The sequence below is a fragment of the Streptomyces sp. BHT-5-2 genome (assembly GCF_019774615.1).
In the GTDB taxonomy this organism is placed as follows: Bacteria; Actinomycetota; Actinomycetes; order Streptomycetales; family Streptomycetaceae; genus Streptomyces.
In genome coordinates this window covers 2,519,537-2,532,349 of record NZ_CP081496.1, presented here as the reverse complement: position 1 = coordinate 2,532,349, position 12,813 = coordinate 2,519,537, and the positions used below count along the sequence as shown (strand labels likewise).

Genomic DNA, 12,813 nt, shown 5'->3' with positions numbered 1-12,813 from the left:
GTGGTGGGCGTCAGATGCCGACGACGTCGGAGATCTTGTTGGCGATGGCGTTGGCGATCTGGCTGCCGAAGTCCGTGGTCGACAGGACCAGGACGATCGCCACGACCACCGCGATGATGCCGAGGTACTCGATCGAGGTCTGTCCCCGGTCGTCCCGCGTGAACCGCTTCGCCATCGTCTTCCCCTCCATGGGCAGCCGTCCCGCTCTGGTCCGGCCGGTGTGTCCCCGTGGTGCGCTCGTCCGCGCTCATGACACGAGAAAAGTACGCCGGAACGGCGTTCCCGGAACAGAGGTTCCGAACCTCCCCCTCGTCCGAAACCACCAACGAGGAAACGGGCGTCACGTTTCGGCCACCGCGCGCCACCTCAGTCACCCCCGCCCCCTCCGGCATCCCCCGGCTTGCCGTCTGCGTCCCTGCCCATGCGGTCCGGTCGCCGGCGCACCGCGGTGCGCCACGGCCGGCCGGCGCCACCACTGTGGCACAACTCGTTGCGCTTGCGAAGGTGTTGACGGGAACGCGCGCCACGGACCGCGCTCATCCGGCCGGGGCGATGTGCATCCGCAAGGGCATCCCAGGTTGTCGGCCTTCCCGCCGTGGGGGTTGCTGTTTGCGCCTGCGGTGCGTTGCCGCTGCGCGGGGCTGTGGGGCGCGGTGTCGGGCTCATCTCCCCATCAGGGAGCCGAAGTCGGTGCCGGAGCCCAGGAAGAAACCGGCGATGAGCAGGATCATCGTGGCCGGAACCATGAACGTGGTGACCACCATGGTGGCCTTGGGAACCGCGCGGGCGGCCCGCCGGCGGGCGTTCTGGGCGTCGGTGCGGCGCATGTCGTCGGCGATCTGGATCAGCGTCTCGACGATCGGTGCGCCCAGTTCCTCGCCCTGCTGGAGGGCGGTGACGAACTGCGCGACCTGCTCGGAGTCGTTGCGTCGCCGCAGCTCCTCGAAGGCGGCGCGGCGGCTGACGCCCATGTCCATCTGGCGCAGGGTGATGCGGAGTTCGTCGGCCCAGGGGCCCTCGTACTTCTCGGCGACCCGGTCCAGCGCCTGGCGGAAGCCGAGCCCGGCGCTCACCACGACGGCGAGCACATCGAGAAAGTCCGGAAGCGTGCGCTCGATGGTGTCCTTCCGCTGCCGGATGGCCGCCCAGATGCCCACCTCGGTCCAGAAGAGTCCGAACAGCACCATCAGGACGCCCAGTACGGGCTGGCCCTTGAGGAACATCACCAGCGCGCCGAAGAAGCCCAGGGCGCCGTAGACCGCGCGGCGGGCGGCGTAGCGGTCGACGGTGAGGCCGCCGGGGTTGCCCGCCAGGTCGATCCGGCGGCGGACCCGCGCCACCCGCTTCTCGCCCATCAACCGCAGGACCAGGGGGGCGTAGCGCATACCGGTGCGGTCCACGGCCGAGCCGACGGCGGTGGCGCGGGTCGCGCCGACCTCCAGGGACAGCGCGAGGTCGGGGGGCAGCCGGGCCTCGCGGCGGTAGAGCGCGATCCCGCAGCAGATGCCGACGACCGACAGGGCGAGGGCGAGGGCCAGCACGATTGCGAGTGCCATCAGTCCGTCTTCTCCTTCTTCCGGCTTCGTTACGGCGGTCGACGTCCTAGACGTCGATCTTGGAGAGCCGGCGGATGAGGAAGAAGCCGAGCCCGTAGAGGACGAAGGCCACCACGACGGCGAGTTGGCCCAGGACGGACGAGGTCATCCGGTCGATGGCGCCCGGGGCGATGCGGTTCATCAGCAGCAGGGTGCCGATGCCGAGCACCGGGACGACGTAGGCGGTGACCACGACCTGGGAGAGCTGGGTGCGGACCTCGCGGCGGGTCTCCTTGCGCTCCTCCAGGGTCTTGGTGAGGTTGCGCAGCGCGCCGACGACGGTGCCGCCGGCGCGGTTGGCGAGGACCAAGGTGGTGACCAGCACGACCAGTTCGCGGGAGGGGAGGCGTTCGGCCAGCTCGCCGAGGGCGTCGTCGACGGAGTGGCCGACGGCGAGTTTCCCGGCGACCTTCGCCAGCTCCTCGCCGGCCGGGGCCTCCAGCTCCTCGGCGGCCATCGCCAGGGCGGTGCGCAGCGCCAGGCCGGCCTGGGTGGCGTTGGCGAGGATCCGGGAGAGTTCGGGGAGCTGGTTGATGAACTTCTCGATCCGCTTCTGCCGCTGCCAGTTGAGGAAGGCGAACGCCGCCCAGACCGCGATCAGCGCGGCGATCGGCCCGAAGAACGGGGCGAGGACGGCCTGGGCGGCCGCCCACAGCCCGATCACCGTGGCGAGCATGGCGACGAAGAACTCGCCGGGGGTGACGTCCAGTCCGGTGGCGGCCAGGCGGAGTGCCAGCCGACGGCCGAAGCGGGTGCCGCGCAGGGTGCGGTCGACGGACGGGAAGCGGCGGCGCCGGCCGGTCGCCGGCAGTCCGCGCTCGTCGTCGAGCCGGTCGACGATGGCCTGCCGCTGGGCGCGCCCGGAGGCGTGGACGCGGACTCCGGCGACGGCGAGGACGCCGCACAGCGCGGTGGCGCCGAGGGCGAGCAGGGCGAGGGCGTTCCCACCGGTCATCAGGTGGCCTTCCGGGTGGCGAGTTGGTCGTCGGTGGCCGCCACGCCGAAGGCGGGCGGGGCGGACTCGCCGGCCATGAAGAGGCGTTCGGCGACCCGGCGGGGCAGCGGGAAGTAGTGGAAGGCGCCGTGCACCACGCGGTCGGCGCCCATCGGCGCGGCCTCGAAGCGGCAGACCGTCACGATCCGGTAGTCCTCGTGGCCGCGGGAGTCCAGGAGGGCGATCTCGCTGATCCGGCGGGAGCCGTCGGCGTGCCGGGTGAGCTGGACGAGGCAGTCGACGGCGCTGTTGATCTGGTCGCGCAGCGCCTCGAAGGGGATGGCGACGTCCGACATGGAGGCGAGGGTCTGGAGCCGCATCAGGGCGTCCTCGGCGCTGTTGGCGTGGACGGTGGCGAGCGAGCCGTCGTGGCCGGTGGACATCGCCTGCAGCATGTCGAGGGTCTCGCCGCCGCGGACCTCGCCGACGATGATGCGGTCGGGGCGCATGCGCAGGGAGTTGCGGACCAGGTCGCGGATGGTGATCCGGCCCTTGCCCTCGACGTTGGGCGGGCGGGACTCCAGCCGGATGACGTGGCTCTGCTGGAGCTGGAGTTCGGCGGCGTCCTCGACCGTGATGATCCGCTCACCGTCCGGGATCAGCCCGGAGAGGGCGTTGAGCAGGGTGGTCTTGCCGGCTCCGGTGGCGCCGGAGACCACCACGTTGAACCTGGCGCGCACCAGGCCCGCCAACAGCATCAGCATCTGCTCGTCGAGCGTGCCGACGCCGATGAGTTCGGCGAGGGTGTAGGCGCGCGGGAAGCGGCGGATGGTGAGGGTGGCGCCGTTGAGGGCCAGCGGCGGGATGATGACGTTGACCCGCTCGCCGGTGGGCAGGCGGGCGTCGACCATCGGATGGGACTCGTCGACGCGGCGGTTGACGGTGGAGACGATCCGCTCGATGGTCTGCATGAGCTGCTCGTGGGAGGCGAAGCGGACGGGGACCGGCTCGACCCGGCCGTGCCGTTCGACGTAGACCTGGTCGGGGCCGTTGACCATGATCTCGGTGACCGAGGCGTCCTCCAGGAGGGGTTCGAGGACGCCGAGGCCGAGCGCCTCGTCGACCACCCGGCGGATCAGCTGGGCGCGTTCGGCGGTGGAGAGGACCGGGCCCTCGCGGCTGATGATGTGGCCCAGGACGCGTTCCAGCCGGGAGCGGCGCTCGGCGGCGGACAGCGAGGACATCTCGGCGAGGTCGATCTCCTCCAGCAGCTTGGCGCGGTAGACGGCGACCAGGTGGCCGTCCTGGTGGTCCTCGCCGGCCGGTTCGGGTGCGACGATCCGGGCTTTCAGACTCATCGCGACGGGGCTCCTTCGGGGCGGGGCATGGTGGCGCTGCGGCGCGCGGAGCCGAAGTCGGCGCCGGGGAGGATCGAGGGGATCGGCACGGTGGCGGTGGCGCTGACCGCGTCGCCGGAGCCGCCGACGCTGATCGAGGCGCGGCGGGCGACCCAGTCGCTGATCGCGGCCCGGCCGGCGGTCTGCGGGTCGGTCTCCTGGTCGGTGGGGTCCATCGCGGCGGTGCGGGCGGCGGCGCGGGCGGCGGTGCCGGCCTGTTGGACGGCGTAGGCGGCCAGGCCCAGTTGGACGGCGGCGAGGGCGACGAGCAGCAGGACCGGGAGGATGCCGAGGAACTCCAGGGAGGCGGAGCCGCGGTCGCGGGGGCGCCGGCGGGTCCGGGGGCGGGCGGGCGTTCGGCGGGTCATCGGGCCGCTGCCTCCTTGGCGGCGCCTGCGGTGCCGGTGACCGTCCACGGAAAGGCGCCGGCGCCGGGGAAGAGCACCGGGACCTTGATCTGGACCGTCGCCTTCCACAGGCCCGGTGCGATGCTGCAGGACGTGCTGGAGCCGCCCTGCCAGGCGTGCGGGAGCTGGTGCTCGGCGGCGGCGCGGCAGGCGCCTGCCCCGCCGCCCTCGGTGGCACCGGCGGCCCGCGCGCCCCGGTCGGCGGCGTGCGCGGCGAGCGCATAGGTGTAGCCGACCAGCACGAACTGCCAGAGCAGGGCGAGGACTACGAGGATCAGCGGGAGCAGGCCGAGGAACTCGACCGAGACCTGACCCCGGTCGCGGTCACGGACGCGGTCGCGGAAGCAGGGGCGGGGGCGGCCGCCCGGCGCCGGGCCGGGCCCTGCGGGACGCCGCATCGCTCAGCCCTCCTCGTAGGGACCGGCCGGATCGAACGTCCCGGGGGCGCCGGGGCCCGTCGGCGTGCCGTGCCGGGCGCCGAACGTCCCCGTCCCCGGTGCGGCCCCCGGCCCCTGTCCCGTCCCGGGTGCGGGCGCCGCCCCGGTGGTGAGGGCCTTGCGCTTGCGCCCGGTGAGCATGGGGCGGTTGCGGTGGCCGCCGCGGCCCGTCCGGGCGGCGGCGGACGGGCCGGCCAGACCCAGTTCGCCGGCGAGCTCCCACAGGGCCGTGCGGACCGTCGAGCGGGCGTCGAGGTCCTGCATCCGGCCCGCGTCGACGCAGGGCTGGAGTTCCTTGAAGGCGGCCGGGACCGGGGTGCGGGCGACCCGGGTGCCGGTGGCCTTGGCGACCAGCGCCGGCTGGATCTCGGTGTGCCGGGTGAGGCGGTTGACGACGGTGGTGGTGTCCTCGGCCTTGCGGATCCGCAGCCGGTCCCACAGCCGTACCTGGCGTTTGGCGGCGCGGACGCAGACCACGTCCGGGGTGGTCACCAGCAGGGCCACGTCGGCGAGTTCGACGGCGGCGGCGTTGGCGGACTGCATCTGGGAGCCGCAGTCGGCGACCACCACGTCGTAGCGGGAGCGCAGGGCGGTGACGATCTGGCGGGCCGCCCGGTCGTCGACCTCCTCGCCGCGCTCGCCCTCCTCGGGGGCGAGCAGCAGGCCGAGTCCGGTGTGGTGGGCGTGGACGGCGTCCTGGAGGACCCGGGCGGAGATGTCCTGGATCCCGGCGAGGTCCACGACCGAGCGGCGGAACTGGACGTCCAGATAGGAGCCGATGTCGCCGGACTGGAGGTCGAGGTCGACCAGCGCGACCCGGGCGCCCGCGGCCCGCGCGGCGAGCGCGAGGTGGACGGCGGTGACGGTGGTGCCGACGCCGCCCTTGGCGCCGGTGACGGTGACGAGGGTGCCGGTCGGCGCGGGAAGCGCGTCCGGGTTGCCCCCCAGGTGGACGCGCACCCCCGTCGCCCACTGGGCCGCGGCCTGCACCCGGGCGGCCAGTTCGTCGTAGCCCAGGGGCAGTCCGACGATGCCGCGGGCGCCGGCGTCCATCGCGGCGGAGTACAGCGCCGGGCCGGCGTCGGCGGTGATCAGGACGACGCCGACGGCGGGGAAGCGGAGCGCCACCTCGCGGATCAGCTCCAGCGCGGGGAGCGGGCCGATCCGCTCGTGGACGAGGACGACCTCGGGGAGCGCCTGGACGGCGGCGGCCGGTCCGCCGGGCGGGGCCCCGGCGGGGGCCGGCGACGGCTGGGCGGCCGGTCCGGCGGCCCCGGCCAGGGCGCTGAGCAGCGCGGTGCTGTCGGCGGCGGCGGGCGCCGGCTCGGCGTCCGGGAGTCGGTCGAGGAGTGCGGCGACGGCCCGGGCGGCGTCCGGGTCGCCGACTGCCGGGAGGATGCGGATGGTCACCTGGGCCTCCGGGTCACTTGTCGCCGTCGAGGGTGTAGGTGCGCTCGCCGGGCGGGATGGTGGCCTCGGTGCCGGGGGCGAGCAGGGCGAGCCGCACATGGGAGGCGAACGACTCGGCGTAGGCGACGCGTTGGGCGTCCTCGGTGTCCAGCGCGAAGGTGATCGGGACGGCCTGGCCGGGCTGGCGGCTGGTGGCGGCGGGGCTGCCGGGGTCCTTGGCCTCCAGGGGCGTCAGCTTGCCGACGTCGATGACCTGGGCGCCGGCGACGATGACCTTGGAGACCGGCTTGTCCTCGGGGCGGCGGCCGTCGAAGGTGGCGAAGATGTTGACCCGGGAGCCGGGGTTGATCTTGCCGGCCACGCCGGTGGCGGCGTCGATCATGATCGCGATCTCCTGTTGGCCGGGCTTGAGCGCCGGCCGGTCGACGACCATGTCGTCCTGGAGGAGCGACCCCTTCTTGAGCGGGGTCACCGCGATCTTGCCGCTGACCTTGTCCAGGTCGGTCACGGCGGTGGGCGGCAGCCACCGCTGCGGAATCCTCACCTCTTCGAACTGCCCCGGATCCAGCGGTTTATAGGCCGCGACATCCGTCCTGAGCCGGTAGGCGGTCCGCTCCTGCCCGATCTTGGACTCGACGTTCCTGATCACCGACAGCACGCCGACGAAGGCGCCGACCGCACACAGGACGGACAGGAGCAGCAGGATCACTCCGCGGCGCTGGCGTGAGTTCATGGGCGGGGGACCTCGATCGGGACGGGGGGGGCGGGGCGGTCGGGGCAGGCGGCGGCCGGACGCGGGGGAAACCGCGGCCGGGCACGGGGCGCGGCACGGGCTCGGGGGTCAGCGCACGTGGGCCACCGTCCGCGCGCCGCCGGGGAGGGTGCGCAGGTCGGGGTGGACCGGTTGGTCCGGGTGGCCGGGCGGGCAGACCTGCGGTCCGGCCGGCTGCGGGGCCGCGCCGGCCAGGGCGCCCGGTCCGCGGACGTCGAGCGGACCGGGCCCGCCGCGGACACCGGGGAAACCAGGGGCACCCAGGACGCCGCCACGGAGACCGGTGATGCCCGGGACGCCCGCGGTGCCGGGAACACCGGTGCCGTACGGGGCACCGTCACCGCGCTGAACGCCCGCGCCGCACGGCGCTCCAGGGACGGAGGGCGTCCCCGGGACGGAGGGTGCGCCGGTGACGAGGGGTTCCCCGGCGGCCTCGGGCGGGCCGGTGACCGGCGGGGGCCCCGGCGGCCCCGGCGTTCCCGCCATGCCGACCACCCCGGGCACGCCGGTGGGCGCCACGGGTGACAGACCGCGCCGCCGCAGCGGCGAGCCGCCGGACGGGTCGGGCGCGGGGGCCGCGGACGGGCCCGCGGCGGGGGCGGGCGCCGGCGCCGCGACCGCGGCCGGCGCCCCGGCTATGGCGGCGGGGGCCCGCCCCCCGGAGCCGCCGCCCGCCCGGTCCCGGGCCAGCGGCGCCGCGCAGAACGCGCAGCGGTCGCCGATGACCTCCTGGCCGCACCAGCCGCACTCCTCCCGCCGGACGGACGCCACCAGACGGCTGAGCAGCGCCGGATCGGGGATGGCGGCGGCGAACTCGATCAGCTTCTGGGTGCCCCACCAGCGGGCGGACTCGGTGGGCAGCCGCGCCTCGTGGACACCCTGCACCTGCCAGGCCGGGGCGAGCGCGGAGGTCACCCAGTCCGCGGTCAACTGCCCGCGGGCCACGTCGAGTCGGGTGACGAAGCCGGGCGGGCGGAGTCCGGCGTGGGTGCTGTTGCGGTCGAGGTGGAGCAGTTGCGGCTGCGGGGTCGCCAGGACCGCGAAGTGCGCGCCGGGGAGCCAGGACTTCATGTGGGAGCGCAGGTCCACCTCGACCCGGTCCAGCCCGCTGACGCTGCCGAGCAGTGCCCCGGCGTGGACGTAGTGCGCCAGCAGCCGGGCCGCGCACGCCAGCACTCCGGGGCTGAAGCCGCACACCGACAACTGCCGCAGCTGGCGGGCGAGTACGGCGACGCCGAGCGGCGGCAGGGCGCTGGGCAGGATGGCGATCCGGTCGCTCTCCAGGACGGCGCGCAGGGTGTGCAGCCGGCGGACGTGCTCCGGCGGGCAGGCGGCGGAGTACAGGACGACGAGGTGGCCGTGGTGTTCGAGGACCGCGCTGGTCTCCGTCAGCGCGTCGTCCAGCGGCTGGTGCCGCGGGGCCCGGAGGACGACCGCGGCGGGGGTCCGCCGGTCGGCGGGTGCACCGCCCCGCTCGCCCCAGGTCGACAACTCGGGGGCGGGCAGCGCGAGGTCCGGGCTGGTGACTGCAATCGCGGTCGGCACGTCGCTCCCCCACTCCTTCCGGCCTCCGGGGCACCCGGGACCGCGGATCGGCACAGCTCTGCGCCATCGGCGCCATACGTTCTGCACTTTATCTATCGGGATTCCCCTGCGGATACCCCCGGCTTGAGCCCGGGAAGAAGCGGACGCCTGCGGTGCAGGGCAAGGGAGCGCGAGCCGCCGTCGAGCACGCTCAACATCCCCTGGATCCTTACAAGTTGGCGTGCTAATTTGTGAGCGTGACCACGCGTGTGAAGCGGGCGTTCAAGTACCGCTTCTACCGCTTCTGCCCGACTGAAGCACAGGCAGCGGAGCTGTCGCGCACATTCGGATGCGTGCGGAAGGTCTACAACATGGCACTCGCCGCCCGCACGGAGGCGTGGGCGCTGCGGCATGAGCGGGTCAACTACAACGCCACCTCGGCGATGTTGACGGCGTGGAAGAAGAGCGAGGAGCTTGCATTCCTCAACGATGTGTCATCGGTTCCGCTCCAGCAGTCATTGCGGCACCTACAGACGGCGTTTACGAACTTCTTCGCCAAGCGGGCCAAGTACCCGCGCTTCAAGTCCAGGAAGAAGTCGCGGAGATCGGCGGAGTACACCACATCAGGGTTCCGCTTCCGAGACGGCAAGCTCACGCCGGCGAAGATGGCCGATCCGTTGAACATCGTGTGGTCCCGGCCGCTCCCGAAGGAGGCAAAGCCGTCCACGGTCACCGTCTCGCAGGACAGCGCGGGACGGTGGTTCGTTTCCCTGCTGTGCGAAGACCCGTCCGTCAAGCCGCTCCCGGCCATGGATGCGAAGGTCGGGATCGACGCGGGATTGAACCATCTGGTGACCCTCTCGACAGGCGAGAAGGTCACCAATCCGCGGCGTGAACGGCGTGATCGCGCCCGACTCGCCAAGGCTCAGAGGGACCTGTCCAGCAAGGCCAAGGGTGACGGCGCCAACCGGGCCAAGGCCCGACAGAGGGTCGCCCGCATTCATGCGCGGATCGCCGATCGCAGGCGGGACATGCTGCACAAGCTGACCACTCGGCTCGTTCGTGAGAACCAAACGATCGTGATCGAGAATCTGGCCGTTCGAAACATGATGAAGAACAGCAGGCTCGCCCGGGCCATCTCGGAGCGAGCTGGAGCACGCTGCGCTCCATGCTGGAATACAAGGCCGCCTGGTACGGGCGCGAGGTGGTCACCGTGGACCGGTGGTTCCCGTCATCCAAACTGTGCTCCCACTGCGGCGCCCTCGCAGCGGGGATGCCTCCGCACGTCCGCACCTGGGCGTGCGACAACTGCGGCACGACCCACGACCGGGACGTGAACGCGGCGAGGATTCTTCTGGCCGCCGGGCTGGCGGTGTCTGTCTGTGGAGCCGGTGTAAGACCCCGACGGAGATCTCCGGGCGGGCAGTCGGCGACGAAGCAGAAGACCTCACAGCGTGAGCCGTGAGGATCCCCTCAGCCACGAGGGGAGAGGCCGACCAGAGAGATACGTCCCGGGCCAGTCCGGTCCCGCGCACACGGTGCGCGGGACCGTTCATCCCGTCCGTGCGGGCTGAGTCACCTGCGGGTGGCCGCCGGCTTGGGCAGGGTGCAGCCCCCGGCGTTCAGGTCGAGCTTGTTGCCGGTGCCGAAGCACTTGGGGATGGTGTAGGTCTCCTCGGCGTAGTTGGTGCCCTTGTGGACGGTGACGTTGCCGTTCGCGTCCACCTCGCACGGGTTGTTGACGGTGCAGCGCTCACCGTTCTCGTTGCCCGTGTTGTTTATCGCCGTGACCTTGCCGGTGCCGTTGTCGATCACCGGCGATCCGGAGGTGCCGCCGATCGTCTTGCACTCGGGGGTGTAGCGGACCGAGTCCTTCCAGGTCCAGTCGCCCTCCTTGAGGGTGGGCACGAACCCGTCGATGTTGCAGGTGTAGGTCTTCTTCCAGTAGCCGGAGACGACGGTGATACCGGCACCCTTGGTGGGGTGGTCCGTGGACAGCTCCAGCGGCTTGATCCCGTACTTCTGCTGGATCTGGGCGTAGGTGGAGCCGGTCTCGTAGAACGTCACGTCGGTGTCGGTCATCGTCGAGTAGGCGACCTTGGTGGCCGTCAGCGTGCCCAGGTCGCCGGCCGACTTGTCCAGGACGGTGAAGCTGCGGCTGGAGGGCTGGTCGACTATGACCTCGCCCGGGGAGGGCATCCCGCTCTCCAGACAGTGGCCGTTGGTCAACACCAGCGCCGGGTCGTCGGGCTGCGAGGTGGGCATCTTGACGATGGAACCGGAGCAGTCGTCCAGCGCCACCGTGCCCGCGAAGTCGACGGCCTGCGTCCGCGGGGGCTTCGGCTTGTGGTGCGCGGCGGCACCGGCCGGGGCGGCGCCCGCGGGGGCGGCGGCCGTCACCAGCGCCGCGGCGCCCAGTACGGCGGTGGCCAGGGTGCCGACGAGAGGTCGATACATGTGGGGGATCCTCTCAGCTCTGTGTGCGAAGTGGCGCGGTGTCAGTTCCGCGCCACTTCGGTTTTGTCATGCGCATTGTTCGCCGGTCCCGGCCCCGCGGCAATGAATTTCCGGAAATCGGTGACGAGTTGACACCTTCACCGGTCGACGCACCGCGATGCCCTCGGACAGGGCCTAAGGCGCTTCTGACGGATCTCCGCCAGAAGCGCCCTAGACGATCAGGCTCAGCAGCGCCGCCACCGCGAAGCCGGCGAGCGAGAGGACCGACTCCAGGACCGTCCAGGTCTTCAGCGTGTCGCGTTCGGAGATCCCGAAGTACTTGCCGACCATCCAGAACCCCCCGTCGTTGACGTGCGAGGCGAAGATCGAGCCGGCCGAGATCGCCATGATGACCAGCGCCAGCTGCGCCTGGGAGAGGCCCTGCGCCTCGACCAGCGGAAGCACGATCCCGGCGGTGGTCACGATCGCCACCGTCGCCGAGCCCTGGGCCACCCGCAGCACCAGCGACAGCAGGTAGGCCAGCACGATCACCGGCAGGCCGACGTGGTGGAAGGTGTCCGACAGCGCGGTGGCCACCCCGCTGCCCTTGAGGACCGCGCCGAAGATCCCGCCCGCGCCGACGACCAGCAGGATGTTGCCGACCGGCTTCAGGGACGCGGTGGAGACCGCCTCCAGGGACCTGCGGGACCAGCCGCGCCGCACCCCCAGCAGGTAGTACGCCAGCAGCAGCGCGATCGTCAGGGCGACGAAGGGGTGGCCGAGGAACTCGACGACCGAGCGGCCGGATGGGGGTCCCCCCTGCTCGGAGCCTGTCGGAGAGCTCGGGGGAGGTGCCAGGGCTATGGAGGAGAAGGTCGCCAGCAGGATCAGCACCAGCGGGGTGCCGATGATGGCGAGCACGGTGCCCGGCGCGACCGGCTTCTCCCGCGGGCCGCCCCCGCCCGCGGCGCGCTCGGCGGCGACCGCGGCCCGGGCCTCCTCGGCGGCCTCGGCCATGTCCTGCGGGACCGGCACGAACACCCGCCCGCCGATCCAGGCCGCGTACCCCCAGGCCGCCAGCACCGCGGGCACCCCGCACAGCACGCCCATGAGGATGACCCAGCCCAGGTCGACCTTGAACAGGCCGGCCGCGGCCACCGGCCCGGGGTGCGGCGGCAGGAAGGCGTGCGTCATGGACAGCCCGGCCAGCAGCGGCATGGCGTACCGCACGATCGACCTGCCGCTCTTCCTGGCCGCGGCGTAGACGAGCGGCGCCAGCACGAAGATGCCGACGTCGAAGAAGACCGGGATGCCGAAGAGCAGGCCGGTCAGGCCCATCGCCAGCGGGGCGCGCCGCTCGCCGAAGAGGGCCAGCAGACGGGCGCTCAACACCTCGGCGCCGCCGGAGACTTCGAGGATCGCGCCGAGCATGGTGCCCAGGCCGATGATGATCGCGACATGGCCGAGGACGCCGCCCATCCCGCTCTCGATCAGGGAGACCGCGTCGGCCCGCGCGGAGTGCGCCGAAGGATGCAGCTGGACCGTGCCGAAGAGTTCGGTGACGGAGAGGCCGGCGGCCAGGCCGACCGCGATGGAGACGCCGAGCAGGGCGACGAAGGGCTGCAGCCGGACCTTGATGATCAGGAAGAGCAGCAGGGCGATGCCGAGGGCGGCGACGGTCAACAGGCCGGGCGTGCCCGGTATCAGGGCCGGCAGTCCACCCGTGTGCGGTGACGGGGGTCCCCCCTGCTCCCTGAGAGCTTGGGTGAGGGGCACGGCGGCGAGGACCATGGGTGACTCCGTTGTCGGGGTGTGTCCGGGCAGGGGGGACCGCGGCACGGCGCCCCGGTCGTACGGGGCGCCGTGCCGTGCGGCGGACGGTGCACGCGGTGGTGCGTCGA

Annotated in this window: 11 protein-coding genes and 1 pseudogene; 1 reads left to right on the top strand and 11 read right to left on the bottom strand. The window is 72.6% G+C overall.

The genetic code is table 11. The annotated features are described in order from the left end of the window. Nucleotides 1–10: 10 nt before the first annotated feature. From K2224_RS11280 to K2224_RS11240, 9 genes are all read right to left on the bottom strand, one after another. Entirely contained in the window at nt 11–175 is a 165-nt protein-coding gene (locus tag K2224_RS11280; RefSeq protein WP_221906432.1) for a Flp family type IVb pilin, read from the bottom strand. Between the two features lie 487 nt (nt 176–662). Next, entirely contained in the window at nt 663–1,556 is an 894-nt protein-coding gene (locus tag K2224_RS11275) for a DUF5936 domain-containing protein (RefSeq protein ID WP_221906431.1), read from the bottom strand. A gap of 46 nt (nt 1,557–1,602) precedes the next feature. Further along, entirely contained in the window at nt 1,603–2,550 is a 948-nt protein-coding gene (locus K2224_RS11270) for a type II secretion system F family protein (RefSeq protein ID WP_221906430.1), read from the bottom strand. Beyond that, a complete protein-coding gene (locus K2224_RS11265) occupies nt 2,550–3,887 on the bottom strand; it encodes a CpaF family protein (protein ID WP_221906429.1) in 1,338 nt (445 codons plus the stop codon). The genes K2224_RS11270 and K2224_RS11265 overlap by 1 nt, the downstream gene beginning before the upstream one ends. Next, entirely contained in the window at nt 3,884–4,294 is a 411-nt protein-coding gene (locus K2224_RS11260; RefSeq protein WP_221906428.1) for a TadE/TadG family type IV pilus assembly protein, read from the bottom strand. Before K2224_RS11260 ends, K2224_RS11265 begins: the two co-directional genes overlap by 4 nt. Then, the gene (locus K2224_RS11255) at nt 4,291–4,731 is read right to left on the bottom strand and encodes a TadE/TadG family type IV pilus assembly protein (RefSeq protein ID WP_221906427.1); all 441 of its coding nucleotides are present in this window, start codon (nt 4,729–4,731) and stop codon (nt 4,291–4,293) included. Before K2224_RS11255 ends, K2224_RS11260 begins: the two co-directional genes overlap by 4 nt. A 3-nt stretch (nt 4,732–4,734) precedes the next feature. Next, nucleotides 4,735–6,180 carry an AAA family ATPase gene (locus K2224_RS11250; protein WP_221906426.1) on the bottom strand — a complete coding sequence of 482 codons (1,446 nt, stop codon included), beginning with the start codon at nt 6,178–6,180 and terminating at the stop codon, nt 4,735–4,737. 13 nt (nt 6,181–6,193) lie between these two features. Then, nucleotides 6,194–6,913 carry a Flp pilus assembly protein CpaB gene (gene cpaB / locus K2224_RS11245; RefSeq protein WP_221906425.1) on the bottom strand — a complete coding sequence of 240 codons (720 nt, stop codon included), beginning with the start codon at nt 6,911–6,913 and terminating at the stop codon, nt 6,194–6,196. A gap of 108 nt (nt 6,914–7,021) precedes the next feature. After that, a complete protein-coding gene (locus K2224_RS11240; protein ID WP_221906424.1) occupies nt 7,022–8,497 on the bottom strand; it encodes a hypothetical protein in 1,476 nt (491 codons plus the stop codon). A gap of 230 nt (nt 8,498–8,727) precedes the next feature. On the opposite strand from K2224_RS11240, the pseudogene K2224_RS11235 reads away from it, so the two are divergent. Next, nucleotides 8,728–9,941 (top strand): annotated as a pseudogene (locus K2224_RS11235) (RNA-guided endonuclease InsQ/TnpB family protein). A gap of 110 nt (nt 9,942–10,051) precedes the next feature. Here K2224_RS11235 and K2224_RS11230 read toward each other — a convergent pair. Then, entirely contained in the window at nt 10,052–10,933 is an 882-nt protein-coding gene (locus K2224_RS11230) for a serine protease (protein ID WP_221906423.1), read from the bottom strand. A 210-nt stretch (nt 10,934–11,143) separates the two neighbouring features. After that, nucleotides 11,144–12,703, bottom strand: a complete 1,560-nt coding sequence (locus K2224_RS11225; protein ID WP_221906422.1) for a GntP family permease — start codon at nt 12,701–12,703, stop codon at nt 11,144–11,146. Nucleotides 12,704–12,813 lie beyond the last annotated feature (110 nt).